The sequence below is a fragment of the Microbacterium sp. JZ101 genome (genome assembly GCF_053903175.1).
Window position 1 is genome coordinate 3,147,948 of the sequence record NZ_CP096400.1, and the last position, 23,039, is coordinate 3,170,986.

General features: G+C 72.5%; 25 protein-coding genes. 7 read left to right on the top strand and 18 right to left on the bottom strand.

Features of this window, described 5'->3' with window-relative positions; all coding sequences use genetic code 11:
• Positions 1-7 precede the first annotated feature (7 nt).
• The 5 genes from M1D56_RS14450 to hemE all read right to left on the bottom strand — a co-directional run bounded on the left by M1D56_RS14450 (position 8) and on the right by hemE (position 3,684).
• The gene (locus M1D56_RS14450; RefSeq protein ID WP_271172930.1) at positions 8-295 is read right to left on the bottom strand and encodes a hypothetical protein; all 288 of its coding nucleotides are present in this window, start codon (positions 293-295) and stop codon (positions 8-10) included.
• Positions 285-701 carry a phage holin family protein gene (locus M1D56_RS14455; RefSeq protein ID WP_456283975.1) on the bottom strand — a complete coding sequence of 139 codons (417 nt, stop codon included), beginning with the start codon at positions 699-701 and terminating at the stop codon, positions 285-287. The genes M1D56_RS14450 and M1D56_RS14455 overlap by 11 nt, the downstream gene beginning before the upstream one ends.
• Positions 701-1,030 carry a hypothetical protein gene (locus M1D56_RS14460; protein WP_456283976.1) on the bottom strand — a complete coding sequence of 110 codons (330 nt, stop codon included), beginning with the start codon at positions 1,028-1,030 and terminating at the stop codon, positions 701-703. Before M1D56_RS14460 ends, M1D56_RS14455 begins: the two co-directional genes overlap by 1 nt.
• Positions 1,031-1,142: 112 nt before the next feature.
• Positions 1,143-2,630, bottom strand: coding sequence for a protoporphyrinogen/coproporphyrinogen oxidase (locus M1D56_RS14465; RefSeq protein ID WP_456283977.1), 1,488 nt, complete (start codon positions 2,628-2,630; stop codon positions 1,143-1,145).
• A 19-nt stretch (positions 2,631-2,649) separates the two neighbouring features.
• Positions 2,650-3,684, bottom strand: a complete 1,035-nt coding sequence (gene hemE, locus M1D56_RS14470; protein WP_456283978.1) for a uroporphyrinogen decarboxylase — start codon at positions 3,682-3,684, stop codon at positions 2,650-2,652.
• A gap of 111 nt (positions 3,685-3,795) precedes the next feature.
• On the opposite strand from hemE, the gene M1D56_RS14475 reads away from it, so the two are divergent.
• From M1D56_RS14475 to M1D56_RS14485, 3 genes are all read left to right on the top strand, one after another.
• A complete protein-coding gene (locus M1D56_RS14475; RefSeq protein WP_282978919.1) occupies positions 3,796-5,091 on the top strand; it encodes a glutamyl-tRNA reductase in 1,296 nt (431 codons plus the stop codon).
• 251 nt (positions 5,092-5,342) lie between these two features.
• Positions 5,343-5,759, top strand: a complete 417-nt coding sequence (locus tag M1D56_RS14480; RefSeq protein ID WP_456283979.1) for a hypothetical protein — start codon at positions 5,343-5,345, stop codon at positions 5,757-5,759.
• Entirely contained in the window at positions 5,756-6,328 is a 573-nt protein-coding gene (locus M1D56_RS14485; protein WP_456283980.1) for an HhH-GPD-type base excision DNA repair protein, read from the top strand. Before M1D56_RS14480 ends, M1D56_RS14485 begins: the two co-directional genes overlap by 4 nt.
• 99 nt (positions 6,329-6,427) lie before the next feature.
• Here the strand turns inward: M1D56_RS14485 and M1D56_RS14490 are convergent, their stop codons facing one another.
• Genes M1D56_RS14490 through M1D56_RS14505 form a run of 4 tightly spaced genes read right to left on the bottom strand, consistent with a single transcriptional unit; the run spans position 6,428 to position 10,453 of the window.
• Positions 6,428-7,783 (bottom strand): LLM class flavin-dependent oxidoreductase, encoded by a 1,356-nt coding sequence (locus tag M1D56_RS14490; protein ID WP_456283981.1) that lies wholly within the window; start codon positions 7,781-7,783, stop codon positions 6,428-6,430.
• Complete coding sequence (locus M1D56_RS14495; protein ID WP_456283982.1) at positions 7,780-8,541, bottom strand: ABC transporter ATP-binding protein; 762 nt, start codon at positions 8,539-8,541, stop codon at positions 7,780-7,782. The genes M1D56_RS14490 and M1D56_RS14495 overlap by 4 nt, the downstream gene beginning before the upstream one ends.
• Positions 8,517-9,380 (bottom strand): ABC transporter permease, encoded by an 864-nt coding sequence (locus tag M1D56_RS14500; RefSeq protein ID WP_456283983.1) that lies wholly within the window; start codon positions 9,378-9,380, stop codon positions 8,517-8,519. Before M1D56_RS14500 ends, M1D56_RS14495 begins: the two co-directional genes overlap by 25 nt.
• Positions 9,377-10,453: an ABC transporter substrate-binding protein gene (locus M1D56_RS14505; RefSeq protein ID WP_456283985.1), complete on the bottom strand. Its 1,077-nt coding sequence runs from the start codon at positions 10,451-10,453 to the stop codon at positions 9,377-9,379. The genes M1D56_RS14500 and M1D56_RS14505 overlap by 4 nt, the downstream gene beginning before the upstream one ends.
• Before the next feature lie 293 nt (positions 10,454-10,746).
• On the opposite strand from M1D56_RS14505, the gene M1D56_RS14510 reads away from it, so the two are divergent.
• Complete coding sequence (locus tag M1D56_RS14510) at positions 10,747-11,952, top strand: MFS transporter (RefSeq protein WP_456283986.1); 1,206 nt, start codon at positions 10,747-10,749, stop codon at positions 11,950-11,952.
• Positions 11,953-12,024: 72 nt separating this feature from the next.
• On the opposite strand, the gene M1D56_RS14515 is transcribed toward M1D56_RS14510, so the two are convergent.
• Together M1D56_RS14515 and M1D56_RS14520 are read right to left on the bottom strand one after the other, a co-directional pair.
• A complete protein-coding gene (locus tag M1D56_RS14515; RefSeq protein WP_324013740.1) occupies positions 12,025-13,410 on the bottom strand; it encodes a glycine--tRNA ligase in 1,386 nt (461 codons plus the stop codon).
• A 76-nt stretch (positions 13,411-13,486) separates the two neighbouring features.
• Positions 13,487-14,164 carry a MerR family transcriptional regulator gene (locus M1D56_RS14520; RefSeq protein ID WP_456283987.1) on the bottom strand — a complete coding sequence of 226 codons (678 nt, stop codon included), beginning with the start codon at positions 14,162-14,164 and terminating at the stop codon, positions 13,487-13,489.
• 76 nt (positions 14,165-14,240) lie between these two features.
• Here M1D56_RS14520 and M1D56_RS14525 point away from each other — a divergent pair, with 76 nt between their 5' ends.
• Complete coding sequence (locus M1D56_RS14525; RefSeq protein ID WP_456283988.1) at positions 14,241-14,738, top strand: DUF2306 domain-containing protein; 498 nt, start codon at positions 14,241-14,243, stop codon at positions 14,736-14,738.
• A 12-nt stretch (positions 14,739-14,750) separates the two neighbouring features.
• On the opposite strand, the gene M1D56_RS14530 is transcribed toward M1D56_RS14525, so the two are convergent.
• Positions 14,751-15,419 (bottom strand): YdeI/OmpD-associated family protein, encoded by a 669-nt coding sequence (locus M1D56_RS14530; RefSeq protein ID WP_271172945.1) that lies wholly within the window; start codon positions 15,417-15,419, stop codon positions 14,751-14,753.
• 9 nt (positions 15,420-15,428) lie between these two features.
• On the opposite strand from M1D56_RS14530, the gene M1D56_RS14535 reads away from it, so the two are divergent.
• Complete coding sequence (locus tag M1D56_RS14535) at positions 15,429-16,334, top strand: LLM class flavin-dependent oxidoreductase (RefSeq protein ID WP_456283989.1); 906 nt, start codon at positions 15,429-15,431, stop codon at positions 16,332-16,334.
• Between the two features lie 10 nt (positions 16,335-16,344).
• Here the strand turns inward: M1D56_RS14535 and M1D56_RS14540 are convergent, their stop codons facing one another.
• A complete protein-coding gene (locus M1D56_RS14540; RefSeq protein WP_456283990.1) occupies positions 16,345-16,752 on the bottom strand; it encodes a hypothetical protein in 408 nt (135 codons plus the stop codon).
• Positions 16,753-16,804: 52 nt separating this feature from the next.
• On the opposite strand from M1D56_RS14540, the gene M1D56_RS14545 reads away from it, so the two are divergent.
• Complete coding sequence (locus tag M1D56_RS14545) at positions 16,805-18,238, top strand: MFS transporter (RefSeq protein ID WP_456283991.1); 1,434 nt, start codon at positions 16,805-16,807, stop codon at positions 18,236-18,238.
• A gap of 12 nt (positions 18,239-18,250) precedes the next feature.
• On the opposite strand, the gene M1D56_RS14550 is transcribed toward M1D56_RS14545, so the two are convergent.
• From M1D56_RS14550 to M1D56_RS14570, 5 genes are all read right to left on the bottom strand, one after another.
• Positions 18,251-19,192: an alpha/beta hydrolase gene (locus M1D56_RS14550; RefSeq protein ID WP_456283992.1), complete on the bottom strand. Its 942-nt coding sequence runs from the start codon at positions 19,190-19,192 to the stop codon at positions 18,251-18,253.
• 101 nt (positions 19,193-19,293) lie between these two features.
• The gene (locus M1D56_RS14555) at positions 19,294-20,076 is read right to left on the bottom strand and encodes an IclR family transcriptional regulator domain-containing protein (RefSeq protein WP_456283993.1); all 783 of its coding nucleotides are present in this window, start codon (positions 20,074-20,076) and stop codon (positions 19,294-19,296) included.
• A gap of 194 nt (positions 20,077-20,270) precedes the next feature.
• A complete protein-coding gene (locus tag M1D56_RS14560; RefSeq protein ID WP_456283994.1) occupies positions 20,271-21,437 on the bottom strand; it encodes a thiolase family protein in 1,167 nt (388 codons plus the stop codon).
• Entirely contained in the window at positions 21,434-22,081 is a 648-nt protein-coding gene (locus M1D56_RS14565) for a 3-oxoacid CoA-transferase subunit B (protein ID WP_456283995.1), read from the bottom strand. The genes M1D56_RS14560 and M1D56_RS14565 overlap by 4 nt, the downstream gene beginning before the upstream one ends.
• Positions 22,078-22,821, bottom strand: coding sequence for a 3-oxoacid CoA-transferase subunit A (locus M1D56_RS14570; RefSeq protein WP_456283996.1), 744 nt, complete (start codon positions 22,819-22,821; stop codon positions 22,078-22,080). Before M1D56_RS14570 ends, M1D56_RS14565 begins: the two co-directional genes overlap by 4 nt.
• Between the last annotated feature and the right edge of the window lie 218 nt (positions 22,822-23,039).

Below are 23,039 nucleotides of genomic sequence, written 5' to 3' on the forward strand. Positions count from 1 at the left end.
CCACCGATCAGCGCGCGATGATCCGCGCGACGCCCCAGATCGCGAGCCCGACGGCCGCGGCGACGCCCGCCGCGGCGGCGGCTGCCGCCACTGGGCTGCGCTGCGCGAACGCGCGCGCCTTCACCGCGCCGCGCTGGCTCGCCTCGGCCGCTCGACGCGGCAGGTTGCCCTTGACCTCGATCGCGGCGAGCGCGGCCTTCAGCTCCGCCCGCGCGAGCTCGACCGGGTCGGAGATCCCGCTGGGCACGACCGTCTTCGCGAGCCGCTCCTCGGCGCGTGCACGGTCAGAACTCATCTGCGACCTCCTTGACGATGGCGACGTCCGTCTGCACGGCGCGGGCGGGGTTCTCGCTCTTCGCGAGGTGCTTGAACCGGAGCAGGCCGAGCAGCGCGAACACCGCGGCGAGCACGAGGCCGACGCCGAACACGATGAGCGCCGACGCCCACACCGGCAGCCACAGCGACAGGAGCGCGACGACGAACGCGAGGAAGGCCGGGATCGCCCAGAACACGAAGAACAGGGCGACGATCATCCAGCCGGTGCCGAAGCCCGCGTCCTTCGCGGCGGCGATCGCCCACTTCTTCGCCGCGTTGACCTCGGCGACGACGAGGTTGCGGACGAGCTCCGGCAGGTCGCCGATCAGCGAGAAGAGACTGTCGTCGGCGCGGTCCCGCACCGGCGACGGCGGAAGCTGCGCCATCAGCCGGCAGCCTTCCGCTGCGCCTCCTGCTTGACGTCGTCGGCGGCGTCCTCCGCCTCGCCGAGCGCCGCATCGAGACGCTGCCCCGGGGTGCCGGACGTCGTGGCCGCCTTGACGACCTTGATCGCGCCGTTCCAGGCGGCGCGGGGGATCGCGAGCGCGCTCGACTTGGCGAGCTTCGTCGCCTTCTCGGCCTGCGCCTGGACGATGGGGAGCTCCCACACCTCCTGCGCCTTCTCCTTGATCTGCTCGTAGCGCTCGCGGCCGGCTCGCGTGCCGAGCACGTAGCCCACTCCGAGGCCGATCACGAGTCCCAGCTTCCCCCGCATCGGGTTCTCCTCACGTCGTTTCGGGTGCTGCCCTGGTGTCCCACAGTAACCGTGTATGCCGCTTTCGGCATCCGCCTTGCGCGAGAGCGCCCGCGGGTGTACCCGGGTCAGGTCACGAGAAGAGCGCGCGGCGTCGCACGCGCTCCGCCTCCGCGATCGCGTCGGGCACGACCTGAGCGAGTCCCGTCCCGGCGAGCCAGGCGCCGACGGCGCCGATGCCGGGAGCGGTCTGGATGGCCGCGCGCGCCTGCGCGGTCGCGGCCTTGAGTCCGACGGTCGCGGCCGGCTGCGCCTGGAGGAAGCTCTCGCGCCGGGCGCCCGCGAGCTGATGCGGCGCGAGGGCGACGCCGAGCAGGGCGCTCGCCTCCTCCAGCGCGAGGGCTGCCGCCTCGTCGTCGTCGAGGCCCGCGGTCGCCGGCTCCTCGTTCTGGGTGCCGAACGAGACCCGGACGACGTGACGGTGCGCGCCGGCGGCCTCCGCGACCCACTGCCATTTCGCGGTCGCGTGGGTGAGTGCCTTCGCACGGTGCGATCCCGGGACGGTGAGCACGCCCGTCCCCCGCGGCTTCGCGTCGAGCTCGGGGGCGTCGAGGACGAGTGTGACGATCTCGACGACCGGGCCGGGCCGTGCCGGCTCGGCGGCCAGGCCGGTCACGTGCGGCGCGAGGAGGCGACGTGCGCCCGCCTCCCCGATCGCGACGACGACCACGTCCGCCTCGATCGGCCCGTCGTCGACAGCGGCGTCGCTCACGTCCTCGTCGCGCTCCTCGCGCGCCGCGAGGCGGATGGTCCAGGTCGCACCCGCGCGCTCGAGCCCGTCGACGGCGGCGCGGGTCCTGACCTCGGCGCCGAGCACCTCGAGACGCTCGACGAGCGCGTCCGCGAGCCGCGCCATCCCGCCGCGCAGACCGAGCACGGCGCCTCCCGGAGCGGACGTGCGCGCGCCCGCGAGGTCGGCGACGGCGCCGGTGAGCGAGCCGGTGCGGGTGAGCGCCGCGTTGAGCCCCGGCGCCGCGACGTCGGGATCGATGTCGTCGGGATGCGCGGAGTACACCCCGGTCGTGACGGGCGCGACGAGCCGATCGAGGGCCTTCTCACCGAGCCGCGACCGCACGAGGCGCCCCAGGCTGTGCTCGTGGCCGATCGTGAGCACGGGCTTCAGCCGATCGAGGTAGGCGCGCCAGGCGCCGCCCCAGCCGAGGATCCGTCGGACGTCGTCCGCGAAGGGGTTGGCGGGGATGCCGAGCACGCCGCCCTTCGGCAGCGGGGCCGCCCCCACGCCGGGCACGCCGGCGACCCACGCGCCGCCTGCGCCCGTGCCCGGCGCCACGACGTCGTCCGACAGCCCGAGCTCGTCGATCAGCGCGCGGACGTGCCCGCCGCGGGTCGCGAAGCTCTCCGCGCCGAGGTCGAGGACGAGACCGCCCACCTCGGCCGAGCGCAGCACGCCGCCCGGGCGCTCGCCGGCCTCGAGCACGGTCACGCGCATGCCCACCTTGGCGCACTCCCACGCGGCGATCAGGCCCGCGACGCCGCCGCCCACGACGACGACGTGCTTCTCATGAGCGTGGGCGTAGAGCTCGTCGAGCTGCTCCGTCACGGTGTGCCTCCTCCGACGATCAGACCGAGTGGACGAGCTCGACGATGCGCGTCAGCACCGTCGGGTCGGTCTCCGGCGGGACGCCGTGGCCGAGGTTGACGATGTGCGCACGGGCAGCGCGCCCGCGTTCGAGCACGTCGCGGACGTGCGCCTCGAGCACCTCCCAGGGCGCGGCGAGCAGGGCGGGGTCGATGTTGCCCTGCAGGGTCGTCTCGCCGCCGACGGTGCGCGCGGCCTCGTCGAGCGGCACGCGCCAGTCGACGCCGACCGCGGACGCGATGCCCCCGAGGCGCATGTCGGCGAGCACGGGGCCCGTGCCGACGCCGAAGTGGATGACCGGCACGTCGAGGCCCTCGACGGCGGCCGTCGAGTGCGGGAGCACGAATGCGCGCAGATCGGATGGCGCGAGCGAGCCCGCCCACGAGTCGAACAGCTGCACGGCCGCAGCCCCCGACTCGATCTGCGCCTGGAGGAACGCGCGCGAGACCTGCGCGAGCCATCCGGCGAGCGCGTGCCATGCGCCGGGGTCGGCGTGCATCAGGGCGCGGGCGCGCAGGTGCTCCTTCGACGGCCCGCCCTCGACGAGATAGGCCGCGAGCGTGAAGGGCGCCCCCGCGAAGCCGATGAGCGGCGTGCCGGCGCCGTCGAGCTCCGAGACGACGGCGCGCACCGCGGCGCGCACGGGGTCGGCGGCCGCCGCGACCTCCGCGGGGTCGATGGCCGTCACGCGGTCGACGTCGGCGCGCGTGCGCACGGGGTCGGCGAAGACGGGCCCGCGCCCGGGGACGATCTCGACCTCGATGCCGGCGAGCCGGAGCGGCACGACGATGTCGCTGAAGAAGATGCCCGCGTCGACCCCGTGCCGCCGCACGGGCTGCAGCGTGATCTCCGCCGCGAGGTCGGGCGTGAGGCAGGCGTCGAGCATGCGCGTGCCGACGCGGAGCTCGCGGTACTCGGGAAGCGAGCGGCCCGCCTGTCGCATGAACCAGATCGGAGCGGTATCGGGGCGCTCGCCGCGCAGGGCGCGCAGCAGCGGCGCATCGGGGGAAGGCATGCCCCCATCCTCCCATCCGCGCCTTCGGAGTCGCGGAAAGCGCCGGTTAGGCAACCCTTCCTTTTCATGAATCATTCAGAAGAGACTTTTACGCGGGGTAGAATGGCTGTCGTGCTGTTCTGCCTGTCTGCGAGTCACAAGACCGCGCCGTTCGATCTCCTCGAGCGCCTGAGCACGCACACGACCGCCGTCGCCCCGCTCATCGCGGGCCACAGCGAGGACGTCAAGGGCACCGTCGTGCTCTCGACCTGCAACCGCTTCGAGGCGTACATCGACCTCGACGTGCCGTCCGGCGCCGCGCGCGAGGCCGGCCTCGCCGCCGCGCATGAGGCCATCCGCACGGCCACGGGCGTGACCCCCGAGGACCTCGAGGGCGCCTGCGAGGTGACCGCGGGCACGAAGGTCGCCGAGCACCTCTTCTCCGTCGCCTCGGGGCTCGAGTCGGTCATCGTCGGCGAGGGCGAGATCGGCGGCCAGGTGCGCCGCGCCCTCGACGAGGCGCGCGAGCACGGCACCACCTCGAGCGAGCTCGAGCGCCTCTTCCAGCGCGCGACCGAGACGCAGAAGGGCGTCAAGAACGGCACCGCCCTCGGCCGAGCAGGCCGCTCGCTCGTGCGGCTGGCGCTCGACCTCGCGGGCAGCCGCATCGCCGACTGGACCACCCAGCGCACGCTGCTCGTCGGAACCGGCTCCTACGCGGCTGCGACGCTCGCCGCCCTGCGCGACCACGGCGTGACCGACATCACGGTCCACTCGCCCTCCGGCCGGGGGGCGCGCTTCGCCGCGAAGCACGGCCTGCTCAGCGTCGCGAGCGACGAGTTCGCCGCGGTGGCCGCGTCGTCCGACCTCGTCATCACCTGCACGTCGCGTGAGGAGCCGGTCATCGACGCTGCCCTCCTGCAGGGCGCCGGGTTCGACGGCGCCGCGATGATCATCGATCTCGGCATGCCGCGCAACGTCGCCCCCGATGTCGCGACCGTGCCGGGCGTCACGCTGCTCGACCTCGAGACCATCCGCCTCCACGCGCCGCTCGAGGAGCTCCAGGCGACCGAGGCCGCGCGCGCGATCGTGCAGGACGCCGCGGCGCGCTTCCACCTCGCGAGCCGCCAGCAGAGCGCGCAGCCCGCGATCGTCGCGCTGCGCCAGCACGTGTTCGAGCTCACCCAGGCCGAGGTCGACCGTGCCCGACGTCGCGGCGACGGCGAGCAGGTCGAGCAGGCGCTGCGCCACCTCGTGGGCGTCCTGCTGCACACGCCGACCGCGCGTGCGGGTCAGCTCGCGGCCGAGGGACGCTCCGACGAGGTCTTCGACGCGCTCGAGACCCTCTTCGGCATCGACGCGCGCCCCGCTGCGGCCGCGGCCGAGGCGCCGGTCTGCCCGTTCACGGGCGACGCGCAGGCCTCCTGACCCCTTCCGGGACTTCCTGACGCCTCCCCCGGGACACATTGCAGGAGTTCCGCGGGCCGCACTGTCGACCATCCGCGCGATCCCGCGCACGCGCTGCCGCCATCCGCTCGATTCTCCTGCGCTCTGTCTCGCCCCGCGCGCCCGGCCGGGGCCTGAGAGCATAGGAGCATGGCTCTCACGATCACGGGCGACGACGCCGCAGACACGCTCCTCAGCGAGAACCCCCTCGCGCTCCAGCATGTGCGCTGACCATGGAGCCGACATCACGACCTTCGCGCTGGGACGGCGATGTCCGTCAAGCGATGGAAGGCCGAGCGAACTTCCGGGTGAGCACGCCGGTCACGTTGATCGCAGCATGCCTGTGGGACTGCGGCGAGGATGAGCTCGCCGAACGCGCGCTCATAATGACCGCAGACGATCATGCTGCCATCGAGCGGATCCAGGCGGTTTATGAGGATGCGAACTATCCGCTTCCCGTGTTGGGCCGGCGCGCCACTCATCGGCACGTGACGGCGCTCGCGGCGATCGCCTACTTCGAGGGCAGTCTCCGGCCACTTGCTCGCACCCGCAGTCGACCACGTCGAAATCGTCCGGCCCGATTCGATGGGAAGCCGTCCGACCACGACCACGACCACGACCACGACCACGACCACGAGGAAGACGCATGACCCTGCACATCACGGGCGACGACGCCGCCGACACGCTCCTCAGCGAGAACCCCCTCGCGCTCCTCATCGGCATGCTCCTCGACCAGCAGGTCGCGATGGAGACGGCGTTCGCGGGGCCCGAGAAGATCCGCGAGCGGATCGGCGCGGTCGACGCCGCGACCATCGCGTCGTATGACCCCGAGGCCCTCGTCGAGGCGTTCCGCCAGACGCCGGCGGTGCACCGCTACCCCGGCTCGATGGCCGAGCGCGTGCAGCAGCTGTGCCGCGCGATCGTCGAGGACTGGGATGGCGACGCCGCGCAGCTCTGGACCCGCGGTGCCCCTTCGGGCGCCGAGGTCCTGAAGCGGCTGAAGGCCCTGCCCGGATTCGGCGACCAGAAGGCGCGCATCTTCCTCGCGCTCCTCGGCAAGCAGTGCGGTTTCGACGGCTCCGGATGGCGCGAGGCCGCGGGCGCGTACGGCGAGGACGGCTCGTTCCGCTCGGTCGCCGACATCACGAGCCCCGAGTCGCTCGCCAAGGTGCGCGAGCACAAGCGGGCGATGAAGGCCGCCGCGAAGGCGAAGGCCTGACGGGCCGCGACGCCGTCGAGCAGCTCGACGGCGTCGCGGCCCGCGCGGAGGCGCTCGCTCAGCTCGGACCGGGCGGGAGCGACGGGATGGCCCTGGAGGTCACGAGCTGAGGACCGCGTCGCGCGACGCGACCTCGGCGGAGAGGCGGTTCGCCGGGCGCGGCAGGCCGTAGTGCTCGCGCAGGGTGCGCCCCGTGTACTCCGTGCGGAACAGCCCGCGCTCCTGCAGGATCGGCACGACCTTCTCCGCGAACGCCTCGAGCCCGGACGGCAGCACGGCGGGCATGATGTTGAACCCGTCCGCCGCGCCGGTCTCGAACCACTCCTGGATCGTGTCGGCGACCTGAACGGGGGTGCCGGTGAAGGTCCGGTGCCCGCGGCCCCCGCCCAGTCGCCCGATCAGCTCGCGGACGGTCAGGCTCTCGCGCCGGGCGAGCTGGACGATGAGCGTGTAGCGGCTCTTCGCCCCCTCGATCTCGTCCTCGTCAGGGAGGTCGTCGGGCAGCGGGCGGTCGAACGCGAGCGACTCGGGGTCGACGCGGAGAGTCCTCGCGAGCTGCTCGCGCGCATACTCCGGCCGGATGAGCCGATCGAGCTCGGCCTCCAGCTCACGGGCCTCCTCCTCCGTGTCGCCGAGGATCGGGACGATGCCCGGGAGGATCTTCACGTGGTCGGGGTCGCGGCCGTTCTCGACGGCCCGCCGCTTGACGTCGTCGGCGAAGGCCCGCGCCTCCTCGATCGTGGGCTGGGCGGTGAAGACCGCCTCGGCCCAGCGCCCCGCGAACGCCTTGCCGTCCTCGCTCGATCCGGCCTGGACGAGCACGGGGTACGCCTGGGGGCTCCGCGGCGCGTTGAGCGGGCCGTCCACACGGAAGTGCGGACCGCGATGGTCGATCGCGCGGACCCGGTCGGCGAGCGTGTGGACGCCCGCCGCCTTGTCGGCCACGACCGCGTCGTCCTCCCACGAGTCCCAGAGCTTCGTCGCGACCTCGAGGAACTCCGAGGCGCGCGCGTAGCGGTCGCGGTGCAGCGGCTGGTCCTCCAGGCCGAAGTTCCGAGCGGCCGCCTCCCCCGCGGTGGTGACGATGTTCCATCCCGCCCGGCCATCCGAGATCCAGTCGACCGACGAGAGGCGCCGGGCGAGATTGAACGGCTCGTTGTACGACGTCGACGCCGTCGCGATGAGCCCGATGCGCGAGGTCGTCACGGCGAGGGCCGCGAGCAGGACGGTCGGCTCGATGCGCCCCTGGGGCCGGCGCCCGACGTCCCCGAAGAGCACGGGCGAGTCCGCGAGGAACAGCGAGTCGAAGCGCGCGTCCTCCGCGATCCGGGCGAGCCGCTGGTGATAGGCGAGGTCGAGCAGCGCGTGCGGATCCGCATCGGGCAGCCGCCAGGACGCCTCGTGGTGCCCCGTGTCGTGCAGGAACAGGTTCAGGTGCAGCTGTCGCGTGGTCATCTTTCCTCCTTGTCGGCCGCGGTGGCGGCACCGGGTTGCGGGGAGACCCCCAGAGACGCGAGCAGCTGCTCGCGGTAGCGCGCGAACGCGGGATCGTGCGGACTCCGGTCGCGCGGGAGCTCGATCGGGACGTCGAGGGCGAAGCGGCCCTTCTCGATGACGAGGACGCGGTCGGCGAGCAGGACCGCCTCGTCGACGTCGTGCGTGACGAGGAGCACCGCGGGATGGTGGACATCGAGGAGGTTCCGCAGGAGGGCGTGCATCCGGATGCGCGTGAGCGCGTCGAGCGCGCCGAACGGCTCGTCTGCGAGGAGCAGCTGCGGCTCGCTCACGAGCGACCGCGCGAGCGCCGCGCGCTGCTGCTCGCCGCCGGACAGCTCATGCGGCCAGGCGCGCTCGCGGCCCGCCAGCCCGACCTCGGCGAGGACGCCGCGTCCGCGTTCGGCGGCGCCCGCCCCGCTCTGCCCGAGGGTCACGTTCTCGAGCACGCGGAGCCACGGCAGCAGCCGGGAGTCCTGGAACACGAGCGACACGCGCTCGGGGACGAGGACGTCCCCGCCGCCGTCCACCCCGTCGTCGAGGCCGGCCACGGCGCGCAGGAGGGTGCTCTTCCCCGACCCGCTGCGCCCGATGAGGGCGACGAAACCGCCCCGCCCGATGCGCAGGTCGATGCCGTCGAGGACGGTCCGGCCGTCGAACCTCCGCGTCAGGCTCGAGATCTCGACCGCCGCGGTCAGCTGCCCAGGGTGCGTCGCCACGAGAGCGCCCTCCTCTCGAGCAGGCGGACGAGCGCATCCGAGGCGAAGCCGAATGCGCCGTACACGACGAGGCCGACGAGGATGATGTCGGACTGCGCGTACAGCTGCGCCTGAGACATCATGTAGCCGATTCCCGACGTGGCGTTGATGGTCTCGACGACGATGAGCGCCGTCCACGAGCCGACGACCGCGAGACGGAATCCGACGAAGAACCCGGGGAGGGCGCCCGGCAGGAGGACCGAGCGCACGTACTGGCGTCGGCTCAGCCCGAGGGATTCCGCGAGCTCGATGTAGCGCCGGTCGATGCCGGTCAGCCCGCTGTAGGTGTTGATGTAGACCGGCACGAGGACCCCGAGCGCGACGACGACGACCTTGAACTCCTCGCCGATGCCGAGCCACAGGATGAGGAGCGGGATCAGCGCGAGGTTCGGGACCGCCCGCTTCACCTGCAGCGTCCCATCGATGAGGGAGTCGCCGAGCCTGCTCAGACCCGCGAGCACGGCGAGCACGACGCCCGTGACGGTCCCCACCGCGAGACCGAGCAGCGCGCGCCCCAGCGAGGTGGCGATGCTCTCCCCCAGCCGGCCGTCGGCGATGAGCTCGCCGGCCGTGCGGAGCACGGCATCCGGCCCGGTCAGCAGACGCGGATCGAGGAGGCCCGCCCACGCGGCGGCCTGCCAGACGATGAGCACGAGCAGAGGCCCCAGCAAGCGCGCGCCGGGGAGGCCGGGGCGGCGACCGAGTCGACGGCGACGGCCCTGGCGGACGAGCCCGGGCGCCGAGCCGACGGGCGCGGGGGCGATCGCGATGCGCCCCACGGGGCGGGCGATGGTGGTCATCGTGCGCCTCCTCGGTACTCGGCGGCCACGGCCGCGGCCGCGTCGCCCTCGAACCGGCGGTCGAACAGCACCTCGGCGTCGAATGTCTCGACGAAACCGCCCTCCGCGAGGAGATCGATCGACGACTGCGCCCAGTCGACGGCGACATCCCAGTCCTCGGGGAACAGCGGGCGGTTGGCCGTCTCCCAGATGCGGTCGGCGTCCGCGGCCGTCACCCCCTCGGTGTCGACGTAGTAGAACTGCTTCCACGCGTCGGCGTTCTCCCAGGCCCAGACCTGGCCCTGCGCCCAGACGCGGATGTAGTCGCGCACCGCGCGCACGTTCTCCTCGTCGGCGAGCAGCTCGGTCGGCACCCAGAGGACGCTGAGCAGGTCCGGTTCCTCCGACGGGATGGCGATGGCGCCATCCGCCCCGTACTGATCGATGTACTTCGTGACGGCCGGCTCGCTGAGCGGCGCGACGTCGACCTGCCCCGACTGCAGCGCGGTGAGGAACTGCGTGCTCGGGAGGGGGACGAGCTCGACCTCGTCGTTCGCGATTCCCGCCGTCCGGAGAGTGCGGAGCACCGTGTCGCCCTGTGACTGCCCCTGCGAGAACGCGATCTTCTTGCCGCGGAAGTCGTCGAAGCTGTCGATGGAGGAGCCGGCGGCCGTCGCGTAGACGTACGACGGCTCGGGGCGCTCGAGCACCGCGACGATCGTCGCGTCGAACCCGATCGCGTGCGCCTGGATCGGCGGGATGATGGCGTTCTGCGCGATGTCCGCGGCGCCCGCCCGGAAGGCCTGGATGACGTCAGGCCCGGCAGAGACGTTGACCCACTCGCCGACCGTGAACGCGGGGCCCTCGAGGTCGGCGCCCGCCGCCTCGAGCTGGAGCTGCGTCGTGCGGCCGGCGACGCGCAGCGTCGTGTCCGCTTCGGGCGCGCCGGACGGCAGGGCGGTCGTGTCGCGCTCGGCGCCGGCCGTCGCCCCCTGGCTGGCCGTCGCGCAGCCCGTCAGGGCCACGAGCGCCGCCGCGGTCATCATCACGACCGCCCGTCGGCTGATCGTCGATGTGCGGAGTGTCCCGTTCATTGCTGTCCTTCCCGTGCCTGTCGTCGAGTGCGTTGGGAGAGATCCTGGAAGCCGCGTCGGCCGCCGTCCAATGCCGTGAAGTCGGGAGACGCCTCATGAAGTCGCGTGTCTGCGCATTGCGGCATGTGACGCGCTGCCGAAGGGCCCGTCGACGGCGGGCGAGCGCTCACCGGGCGGCTGAATCCCACTCACCGGGAGAACGGCCCGGCTCCGCGGCGGGGCTCTGACAGCATGTCCCGGTGCATCGTCGCGCACGGGGGCGCGGCGAGACGACCCGAGGAGACGACGACGTCATGACCGAGACCGCCGCGCCATCCGCGCGCACCCGCAGCCGCACCTGGATCGGCATCCTCTGCTTCCTCATCGTGGTGTTCGAGGGGTACGACATCGTCGCCCTGGGCGCCACGATCCCGGTGCTGACCGATCCCGCCATCGGGGGCTTCTCGGTCGGCGAGATGAACCTCGTGAACACGGTCTCGCTCGTCGGGGTCGGGCTCGGCGCGGCGATGATGGGGCGCATCGCAGACCGCTTCGGCCGCCGCACGCCGCTTCTCATCGCGGTCGCCGTCTTCTCCGTCTTCACGATCGCGTTCCCGCTCATGCCCGACGCGGTGTGGATGGGCGCGAGCCGCCTCATCGCGGGCCTCGGTCTCGGCGGCTGCATGCCCGTGGCCCTCGCGATGATGCAGGAGGTCGCTCCGACGGGGCGGCGCGCGCTCGCGAACAACATCCCCATGATCGGCTACCACCTCGGGGCGGTGCTCGCCTCACTCGCGGGGCGGTTCGCCGGCGCGGAGTGGTCGCTCCTCTACTATCTCGGCGGTGGGCTCGGCGTCGTCCTCTTCGCCGTGCTCTGGCTGCGGCTGCCCGAGACGGCCCCCGCCGAGCTGCGCGCGCAGGCCGAGCGCACCTCGATCGCCGACGTCCTGAAGCCGCGCTACGTGCGCTCGTCGATCGGACTCTGGGTCGCGACGTTCATGGGCCTCGTGCTCGTGTACGGCCTGAACGCGTGGCTGCCGAAGATCATGGGCGCAGCGGGCTACCCGGTCGCCGACTCGCTCATCATGCTGTTCGTGCTGAACCTCGGGGCCATCGCCGGGCTCGTCATCAGCGCCTTCGCAGCCGACGCACGCGGCATCAAGGGCGTCGGCATGATCTGGTTCGGCGCCGCAGCGGTTCTCCTCGTCGTGCTGTCGATCCCGTTCGACTCGCAGCTCGTGCTCACGACGGCGATCTTCGTCACGGGGGTCTTCGTCTTCAGCGCCCAGACCCTCATGTACGCGTTCGCGGGGCACGTCTATCCGCGCACCCTCGTCGCGACCGGCATCGGGCTCACCTCGGGCATCGGCCGTTTCGGCGCGATCGTGGGTCCCTGGGCGACCGGGCTCATGGTCGCGGCCGGAACCGCCTACCCCGGGGCGTTCTACCTCTACGCCGGCGCCGCGGTGCTGGCCGTGATCGCCGTGCTGCAGATCCCGAGGCCCGGCGCCCGCGCCTGAGGGCGGACGCGCAGAAGCGCCCCGTCCGGCTCCGGATGACCCGCTCGGCCGGACGGGGCGCTTCTGCGCCGATCAGGCGCCGCGGAGGCGCTCGGCGAGGTAGGCGTGCAGACCCTCGAGCGGGATGCGCTCCTGGCCCATCGTGTCGCGGTCGCGGACCGTGACCGCGCGGTCCTCGAGCGAGTCGAAGTCGACCGTGACGCAGAACGGCGTGCCGATCTCGTCCTGACGGCGGTAGCGGCGGCCGATCGCACCGGCGTCGTCGAAGTCGACGTTCCACGAGACCCGCAGCTGATCGGCGACCTCGCGGGCGAGCGGCGAGAGGCGCTCGTTGCGCGACAGCGGGAGGACAGCGACCTTGACCGGAGCGAGGCGCGGGTCAAGGCGGAGCACGGTGCGGGTGTCGGTGCCGCCCTTCGCGTTCGGCACCTCCTCCTCGCGGTACGCGTCGACGAGGAACGCCATCATCGAGCGGGTGAGGCCGAACGACGGCTCGATGACGTACGGCACGTACTTCTCACCCGAGGCCTGGTCGAAGAACGAGAGGTTCGAGCCGGAGTGCTCGATGTGGTTCGACAGGTCGAAGTCGGTGCGGTTGGCGATGCCCATGAGCTCGCCCCAGCCCTTGCCCGCGAAGCCGAACTCGTACTCGACGTCGATCGTGCGGTCGGAGTAGTGCGCGCGCTCGCCGTCCGGGACGTCGAACTTGCGCATGTGCGCCGGGTCGATGCCGAGGTCGACGAACCAGTTCCAGCATGCGTCGACCCAGTGCTCGAACCACTCGCCGGCCTCGGCCGGGGGCACGAAGAACTCGATCTCCATCTGCTCGAACTCGCGGGTGCGGAAGATGAAGTTGCCGGGCGTGATCTCGTTGCGGAACGCCTTGCCGACCTGGCCGACGCCGAACGGGGGCTTCTTGCGCGCGGCCGTCACGACGTTCGCGAAGTTCACGAAGATGCCCTGGGCCGTCTCGGGGCGCAGGTAGTGCAGGCCCGACTCGTCGTCGACGACGCCCACGTAGGTCTTCATGAGGCCCGAGAACGAGCGCGGCTCGGTCCACTGGCCGCGCGTGCCGCAGTCGGGGCACACGATGTCGGCCATCCCGTTCTCGGGGGCACGGCCCTTCTTGGCCTCGTACGCCTCGATGAGGTGGTCCTCGCGGTGGCGCTTGTGGCACTGGAGGCACTCGACGAGCGGGTCGGTGAAGGTCGCGACGTGGCCGGACGCCTGCCAGACCTTGGTCGGCAGGATGATCGACGAGTCGAGGCCCACCATGTCGCCGCGGCCGCGCACGAACGTCTGCCACCACTGACGGCGGATGTTCTCCTTGAGCTCGGTGCCGAGGGGGCCGTAGTCCCACGCGGACCTCGAACCGCCGTAGATCTCGCCCGCTTGGAACACGAACCCGCGATGACGGGCGAGGGCGATGACTTTGTCGAGGCGGGACTGCTCGGCCACGGTGGCTCCAATGGTCGGAAAGGGGGCGAGGGCGCCGTGAGCGGTTCCGCGACGGGATCCGGGCACCCCCTCAATCCTAGTCCGCGGGTCCGGCGGGGTCGGCCTCCGCCGGGCCCGCGCCGAGCGCCACGCCGCCGGCCTGCGCGCGGGCGAGCGCGTCCGAGATCGCAGCGGACGTGTGCGCGAGCTGGTTCAGGGCGACGAGGACGCGCGTCTGCGCCGCCGCGCCCTGCAGCAGCGCCCGCGCGACGGCATCCCGGGTGCCGTCCGTGCGGATGGACGCGATGTCCTCGCGGGCGAACTCGGCGAGCATCCGCGCGTACCGGGCGAGGGTCTCCCGCCCGAACGTGACGCCGACCGCCTCCGCATCGCGCAGGGCCGCGGAGAGCGCGTCGCGCGCGACGCTCGTCGCGTCGGGCCATCCGACATCGGCGAGCAGCCTCGGCACGCGCGCGTCCTGCCCGGCGTCGCCCGCGCGCAGCCCCGTCGCGATGAGCTGGCACTCCTCCATGATGTCCAGGAGCGGGACGCCGGGGTCGTCGATGCGCACGACGAGCGCCCGGATCCGCGCGATCGGCAGGTCGAACTCCTCCCGCAGCGTGCGCACGAGCGCGATCCGCTCGACGTGCCCCTCGCCGTAGACGGCGGTGGTCTGGTTGCGGAGCTCGCCGGGCGGCAGGATCCCTTCCCGGATCCAGAACTTGAGCGTCGCGGTCGATGTGCGGGTGCGCGCGGCCAGTTCGCTGAGCTTCATGCCCCTCCTCGGATAGCGCGGCGGCCCGGCGCTATCCAGGATGCGCCGCATTGGATAGTGACTCTATCTTGTGAGCATGGACCCGCACGCGCTCCTCATCCCGATCCACGCGATCGCGGCATCGCTCGTCATCCTCCTCGCGCCGGTCAACATCCTCCGTCGTCGCAAGGACCGCGCCCACAAGACCCTCGGCCGCACGTGGGTCATCGCCATGTACCTCGTCTGCGTCTCGGGGATGTTCATCTACACGATCGGCGGCTTCACCGTCTTCCACGCGCTCGCGATCTTCACGTTCGCCACCACGACCCTCGGCGTGATCGCCATCCGCCGCGGCAATGTGCGCTCGCACATCGGCAACATGGTGGGCTCCTGGCTGGGCGCACTCGCCGCCGGCGCGTTCGCGGCATTCGTCCCCGGCCGCTTCATCCCCACGCTCGCCGTGTCGGACCCCGTGGTGCTCTGGTCGGCCGTCGCCGCGATCGTCATCGCCGCGACGGCGTGGGTCGCGTTCGTCCTCGCGCGCTTCGGCGCCCCGGCCCGCCGTCGCGTGCCGCGGGCAGCGCTCATCCGCTGACGGCGGGAGGCGTCACCGGGCCGCCTGCGCCGCTGCCGCGGCACGCGCGAGCCACGCGGGCGTCGCGCCGGGCCGCTGCGGCGGCACGAGCCGCCCCGCCTCGCAGTCCTCGACGAGCTGACGCGCCCGGCGCTCGCGCGTGGTCTCCTGCTTCGCCGACATGATCCAGTGGCGGACGGCCTTGCGGTAGCCCGGCGTCGCCTCGGCGAGGAAGGCGACCGCGCCCGGCGAGGCGTCGACGATCGCCTGGAGCGGGGCCGTGAGCTCGGCCTCGGGATTCTCGTGCGAGTACGTCCCGGTGCGCGCCTCGGTGCGGCGCTCGAACGCCGCGATCCCGGCGGGGTGCATCCGCCCCTCCGCGAGCAGCCGCTCGACGTGCGCGATGTTGACGCGCGACCAGGTGCTCCCGCGCTTGCGCGGGGTCCAGCGCTGCCGCCTCGAGTCGTCGTCGATCCTCTGCGAGACCGAGTCGATCCATCCGAAGCACAGCGCCTCGATCACGGCGTCGCCCCACGTGAGCCCGCGGTCGGGCACATGCGCGAGCCGCAGGCCCATCCACAGCTCGGTCGCGGTGTCGTGGTTCCGCTCGAGCCACGCGCGGAACTCCGCGGCGTCGCGGAAGAACACGGCGGGCCGCTCGGGGGTCCCTCCCGGAGTGCCGGGCTCGGGGGAAGTGCTCACGCGAACAGGATGGCACGCGGCGCCGACACCGACGCGACGGTGCGGATGGCGGGTGCCGATGGAGGGCGGATGGCGGGCGCCGATGTCCGGGGCGGATGGCACGATGGGGGCATGGCAGCGGCTGCGGCGTCCTCTCCCCCGATCGGCATCGTGTTCCGTCCCCAGTCCCCGCCCGAGGACCTCGTCGCCGTCGCGCGTGCCGCCGACGCCGCGGGGGTCGCGGAGCTGTGGCTCTGGGAGGACTGCTTCCTCGAAGGCGGCCTCGCGACCGCGACGGCGGCGCTCGTCGCGACCGAGCGGCTGAAGGTCGGCATCGGCCTGCTTCCCGTGCCGCTGCGGAACCCGGCGCTCGCGGCGATGGAGGTCGCCACGATCGAGCGACTCGCGCCGGGCCGGTTCATCGCCGGCTTCGGGCACGGCGTGCTCCCGTGGATGGGCCAGGTCGGCGCGAGGGTCGCGTCGCCCCTGACGCTGCTGCGCGAGTACGTCGGCGCCGTGCGCTCGCTCCTCGACGGGGAGACCGTCGACGTGGCAGGGCGGTACGTGAAGCTCGACGGCGTCTCGCTCGGATGGCCGCCCGCCACCGCGCCCGAGATCACGATCGGAGGGAGCGGGCCGAAGACCCTGCGCCTGGCCGGAGAGATCGGCGACTCGGTCCTGCTCGACGCCTCGATCGACGTCGAGGGCCTCCGCCGCGCACGGGGGATCATCGACGAGGGACGCGAGGCCTCAGGGCGCGGAGGCCGCGCCCGCGTGCGCGTCTACACGGAGATCGACCCTCGGGCCGATGCGCTCGAGAACCGCATCGCCGACCGCATCGGCGAGCTCGTCGACGCCGGGGCCGACGCCGTCGCGTTCCAGGGCACGGACGAGGCGCCCGACCCGAGGCCCCTGCTCGACGCGCTCCCGGGCTGAGCCGCGCTGGTCACCCCCAGGGACTTCCGCCCTCGCCCGTCGTGAGCGGGCGGAGGTCGCGCGGCGGCGGCCACGGCAGCTCGATGAGCTCGTAGGGCACGTCGATCGCGCCGAAGTCGTCGGTCTTCACGACGACGCGTCCGGGAGCGACGACGCCGCCCTCGAGCCGATCGGGAGAGAACTCGACCAGGCGGACGCGCACGTCGCGGCCATCCGGCCGGCGCAGCATCCACACATCCGCCATCCACGACAGGCCCTGGCGCTCGAGCGCCTCCTCCGCCTCGAGCCAGTCGACCGAGCTCGTGATGTCGGCGCCGAAGAGCGACACGGCGACCCAGCCGTCGCCATCCGGACGCACCCAGCCCACGAGCTCGCCGTCGGAGGCGCGGCGGTGCGGGATCCAGTCGGGCGTGATCATGTCCTCACCCTAGGCGGAGCCCGTGTCCGGAGCGGAGCCTAGGGTGGAGAAGGTGCGCGACGACGACAGACCCCGAAGCAGGCTCGCCCACCCGCCGCGCTGGCTCACGGTCGCCGTGCTCGCGTTCGCGGGCCTGTGCTCCGCGTTCATGTTCACGCTCGTCGTGCCGCTCCAGGCCGAGCTGCCGACGCTCCTCGACGCGTCGCGCGAGGACACGTCGTGGGTCATCACGATCACCCTGCTCGTCGCCGCCGTCGCGACGCCCATCTCCGGGCGTCTCGGCGACATGTACGGCAAGCGGCGGGTGATCGTCGTCCTGCTCGCGCTGCTCATCGTGGGCTCCCTCGTCGCGGCCCTCTCGAGCTCGATCGTCGGGGTGATCATCGGCCGCGCCCTGCAGGGAGCGGTGACCGGCGTCGTGCCGCTCGGCATCGCGATCATGCGCGATGTTCTGCCTCCCGACCGCCTCGGGACCTCCGTTGCGCTCATGAGCGCGACGATGGGGGTCGGCGGAGCCGTCGGCATGCCGGTCGCGGCGTACCTCGCGCTCAACGCCGACTGGCACTCCCTGTTCTGGCTCGCGGCCGCTCTCGGCGTCGTCGGGCTCGCGCTCGTCCTGGCCTACGTGCCGGAGGACATCCTGCGGGCGCCGGGCCGCCTCGACGTGGTGGGCGCGATCGGCCTCGCCCTCGGGCTCACCGGGCTGCTGCTGTTCGTCTCCCGCGGCGCGGAATGGGGATGGACGTCGCCCGCCGCGCTCACCAGTGTCATCGGCGGGCTCGTGGTGCTCGGCGTGTGGGGCGCGTACCAGCTGCGCACGCGCGACCCGCTCCTCGACCTGCGCGTCGCGGCTCGTCCGGCGGTGCTGTTCACGAACATCGCCGCGATCGGGATGGGCTTCGCGCTGTTCTCGTCGAACGTGACGTTCCCGCAGATGCTCGAGCTGCCGACGGAGACGGGGTCCGGTTTCGGGATGGACATGGTCGGCGCCGCGCTCATCGTCATGCCCGCGGGCCTCGTGATGATGGTGATCTCGCCGCTGTCCGGATGGCTCGAGCGCACGATCGGGCCGCGGCCGCTGTTCACGGGCGGCGCGTCGTTCATCGTCCTGGCCTACGTGTTCGTGCTGCTGTGGTCGAGCGAGATCTGGCACATCTTCGTGGCGAACCTCCTCATCGGCGTCGGGATCGGGTTCACGTTCGCCGCCATGCCGATGATCATCATGCGCGCCGTGCCCGCCGACGAGACCGGGGCGTCGAACGGCCTCAACGCGCTCTTCCGCTCGGTGGGGACGTCGAGCGCGTCCGCCGTCATGGGCGGCGTGCTCGCGGCCATGAGCGTCGAGGTCGGGGGCGCGACCATCCCCACGCGCGAGGCGTTCGACGTCTGCTACTGGCTCGCGATCATCGCGGCCGCGGTCGCGGTGGCGCTGTCGCTCTTCATCCCGCGCCACCCGACCTCAGCCCATCCGTCGCTGCCGAGCTGACAGCCGACCGGCTCACTCCCAGGGCATCGCCGCGGGGAGCTCGACGGAGAAGCGCTTGGCCAGCCACGCGGCCGCGAGCGGCACCCAGTGCGCGGCATCGTCGTCGATCATCGGCTCGGCAGGGGCGGTGGCGCGCGTCGCGAGCGAGAGGCCGTGCTGCCCCGCCTCGAAGGCGTGGAGCTCGAAGGGCACGCCGTGCGCGGCGCATGCCGACGCGAACCGGAGGGAGTGCTCGACGGGCACGAGCGCGTCGGCGACCGTGTGCCACAGGAAGGTCGGCGGGGTCTGCGCGCTCACGTGCAGCGCGGGGCTCGCCGCGTCGAGCAGCTCGGGCGCCGGGTCGATCTCGGCGAAGTACGCGACGGCGGCCATCTCGCGGACGGCGCGCTCCGCGGGCGGCATGGCATCCAGACGGGCGTGCTGGAAGCGGTAGTCGCTGAGCGCGTAGCCCATGATGAGCGCGGCGGGCCGCAGCTCGTCCGGGGTCGCGTCGACCGCCTCGGTGACGAGGGCGTCATGCCATCGCGTGCCGTACATGCCGGCGTTGTGGCCGCCGGCGGAGAACCCCGCGATCGCGATGCGGTCGGCGTCGACGAGCCACTCCGCCGCCCGTGACCGGATGTGCTTCATCGCGAGGGCGACGTCGATGAGCGGGTTCGGGAAGACGCTGTGCGCGCGGGGCTCCATCGCGCGAGCATCGACGTTCCAGTCGAGCGGCCCGCCCGCGCCGTACACCGAGTAGCGCAGCACGAACGCGTGATACCCGAGCGCGGCGAACGCGAGGGCGACCGGCTCGGCCTCGCGATCGGAGCAGCCCATGTACGCTCCCCCGGGCAGGATCAGCACGGCGGGGCGGGCGCGGCCGTCGAGCAGCTCCGGGGAGTCGTCGAGGACGTACGTCGTGAGGGTCACGTCGTCGCGTCCGTCGTGGAGGGCGATGCGCTCGTGCTTCACGGTGCTCCTTCGCAGTCATGCCGCGGGTGCGGCGTCTCCAGCATCGCGTCACCGCGCGATCGGCGCCATTCGCCTCTCCCGCATGCGCATGAGGCGACGGCTCACACGAGACGCAGATCGGCCTCGATCGCCTGCGTCGCCGCGATCAGACGCGGGAGGTGCTCGTCCCGGAGGCGCTCGATCGGAACGCGCCCGGCGCTCGCGGACACGTTCACCGCCGCGACGACCCGGCCATCCCGGCCGCGCACGGGAGCCGCGACCGATCGCACGCCCGACTCGAGCTCGCCATCCGTGATCGCGAATCCCGCGGCCGCGACCTCGTCGAGCCGGCGCGCGAGGGCCGATCGGTCGGTGATCGTGCGCTCGGTGAGGGGCTCGAGAGCGGATGCCGCGAGCAGGGCATCGCGCTCATCCTGCGGCAGGTGCGCGAGCAGCACGCGGCCCATGCTCGTGGCGTAGGCCGGGAAGCGGGTGCCGATCGTGATCGCGACGCTCATGATCCGACGCGTCGGAACGCGCGCGACGTAGACGATGTCGCCGCCGTCGAGGACGGCCGCCGAGACGCTCTCGTCGACCTCGCGCGAGAGCCGCTCGAGGTGGGGCTGGACGATCTCGGGCAGCGACAGCGCGGAGAGGTAGCTGAAGCCGAGCTCGAGGACGCGCGGCGTGAGCGCGAACTCCCGCCCCGTGCTGCGGACGTACCCGAGCGTCTCGAGCGTGAGCAGGAACCGCCGGGCGGCTGCGCGGGTCATCTCCGTCCGGGCGGCGACCTCGCTCAGGGTGAGGCTCGGGTGCTCCGCGTCGAACGAGCGGATGACCGCGAGGCCGCGCGCGAAGGACTGGACGAAGTCGCCGCGGCCCTCTTCGACGTCGTTCGTGCTCATCCTCGCGACCCTATCGCCCTCCGAGCCACCCCGTGTCTCACGCGGTGCGGCCATCCGGGCCCGAAACCCGCGTGGAATGAGACATGGGGGTGGTGGCGGGGCTTCCATGTCTCACCTGGTGCGGCTATCCGGGCCCCATTCCCACGCCAACCGAGACATGCACGCACCCCGGTCCCGCGTACGTCGCCTGCGGCTCAGCGCTCGAGGACGACGGCCAGCCCCTGCCCGACGCCGATGCAGAGAGCGGCGACCGCCACTCCCCCGCCCCGGCGCTTGAGCTCATGCGCGGCGTGCCCGATGATGCGTCCGCCCGAGGCGCCGAGCGGATGCCCGATCGCGATCGCGCCGCCGTGGATGTTCACGCGCTCGGGGTCGATATCCCACTGACGGATGCACGCGAGGCTCTGCGAGGCGAACGCCTCGTTGAGCTCGACGAGGTCGACGTCGGCCCACGTCTTCCCCGCTCGGCGGAGGGCGATGTTCGCCGCCTCGACCGGCGCGACGCCGAAGAGGTGCGGCTCGTTTCCGAAGACGCCTCGGCCGGCGATGCGCGCGAGCGGCTCGGCGTCGATGGCCCCCTCGGCGCCGAGGAGCACGGCCGACGCCCCGTCGTTGATCGACGAGGAGTTGCCCGCGGTGACCGTGCCGCCCTGCTTGAACAGCGCCTTGAGGCCGCCGAGCTTCTCGACGGTCGAGCCGTCGCGGATGCCCTCGTCGCGGGCGAGCTCATGCCCGTCGACCTGCACGATCTCCGCGTCGTAGCGACCCTCGGCCCACGCGCGGGCCGCGAGCTCGTGGCTGCGCACGGAGAAGGCATCCTGGTCGTCACGCGAGATGCCGTAGGTCTCGGCCAGCAGCTCGGCGCTCTCGCCGTTCGAGATCGTCCATTCCCGCGGCAGAGCGGGGTTGACCATCCGCCATCCGATCGATGTGTTCCACATCGTCTGGTTTCCGACCGCCGGGAACGGCTTGGCCGACTTCTCCACGACGAACGGCGCGCGGCTCATCGACTCGACCCCGCCCGCGAGCACGATCCGGTCGTCGCCGGCCTCGATCGCGCGCGAGCCCTGGATGACCGCCTCGACCGACGAGCCGCAGAGGCGGTTCGCCGTCGCGCCGGGCACCGTCACGGGGAACCCCGCGAGCAGCGCACCGAAGCGCGCGACGTTGCGGTTGTCCTCGCCGGCCTGATTCGCGTCGCCGAACATGACGTCGTCGATCCGTGCGGAGTCGAGACCCGTGCGGTCCACGGTCGCCCTCATGACGACGGCGGCGAGGTCGTCGGGACGCACCCCCGACAGCGCTCCGCCCGCGCGCCCGAACGGGGTGCGGACGGCGTCGTAGACGAAGCTCGCGGTCATGCCGCCACCTCCTGCAGAGAGAGCCCGGTGAGGGACTCGAGGCCCTCGATCGTGTTGTCGCCGAAGAGCTCCCGCACGCGGAAGCCCTCGTCGGTCACATCGAACACCGCGTGATCGGTGTAGACCCGCGTGACGCAGCCGACGCCCGTGAGGGGATACGTGCAGGCGGCCACGAGCTTCGACTCGCCCTGCTTCGTGAGCAGGTCGGTCATGACGAACACCTGCTTCGCGCCGATCGCGAGGTCCATCGCGCCGCCCACGGCGGGGATGGCCCCGGGCGCGCCGGTCGACCAGTTCGCGAGGTCGCCGCGCTCCGACACCTGGAACGCGCCGAGCACGCAGATGTCGAGGTGCCCGCCGCGCATCATCGCGAACGAGTCGGCGTGGTGGAAGTAGGCCGCCCCCGGCAGCGCAGTCACGGGTTGCTTGCCCGCATTGATGAGGTCGGGGTCGACGCGGTCGGCGGCAGGAGCCTCGCCCATGCCGAGCAGGCCGTTCTCCGTGTGCAGGATGATCTCCTGATCGGATGGCAGGAAGTTCGCCACGAGGGTGGGCGCGCCGATTCCGAGGTTCACGTAGGAGCCCTCGGGGATGTCGGCGGCGATCCGTGCCGCGAGCTCGTCGCGGCTGATGCGGGTGGTCATCGTGCGGCCTCCTCGGCGAGCGGACGTCCCTCGATGTCGACGCCTCCGACGAAGACGCCGTCGCGCAGCCACGCGCGCTCGCCGACCGCCACGACGCGGTCCACGAAGAGACCCGGGGTCACGACCATCTCGGGGTCGAGCGCTCCGAGCTCGACGACCTCGTCGACCTGGACGATCGTCGTCGTGGCGGCCGTCGCCATGATGGGCCCGAAGTTGCGCGCGGTCTCGCGGTAGACGAGGTTGCCCCAGCGGTCGGCGCGGTGCGCGCTGATGAGCGCGACGTCGGCCCTGATCGGATACTCCAGGACGTACATGCGCCCGTCGATGTCGCGGTGCTCCTTGCCCTCCGCCAGCTGCGTGCCGACGCCCGTGGGCGAGAAGAAGGCGCCGATCCCCGCGCCGGCGGCGCGGATCCGCTCGGCGAGATTGCCCTGGGGCACGAGCTCGAGCTCGATCTCGCCCGCGCGGTACAGACCGTCGAAGACCCAGGAGTCGCTCTGACGAGGGAAGGAGCAGACGATCCGGCGCACGCGTCCCGCCGCCAGGAGCGCTGCAAGGCCAGTGTCCCCGTTGCCGGCGTTGTTGTTCACGATCGTGAGGTCGCGGGCTCCGTGCGCGATGAGCGCGTCGATGAGCTCGACGGGCTGTCCGGCGCGCCCGAAGCCGCCGATCATGACGGTCGCGCCGTCCGCGATCCCCGCGACGGCGTCCTCGACGCTCGCGACGGTCTTGTCGATCACCGGTTCCTCCTCGATCGGTTCGCTGTGCGAACGTATGTTCGCTATACGGCCAGTGTACCGAGCGGATGTTCGCCGCGCGACCCCCGGGCGCACGCCGCGTCGGACTCATGCGCACGCCGCGTCGGACCCGTGGTGCGGATGTCGCCTGCCGGGGACGACACGCGCACACGAGCCCCAGCCATCCGATTGCGCGTACGGGGTCGGGGCCCAACGGCCGA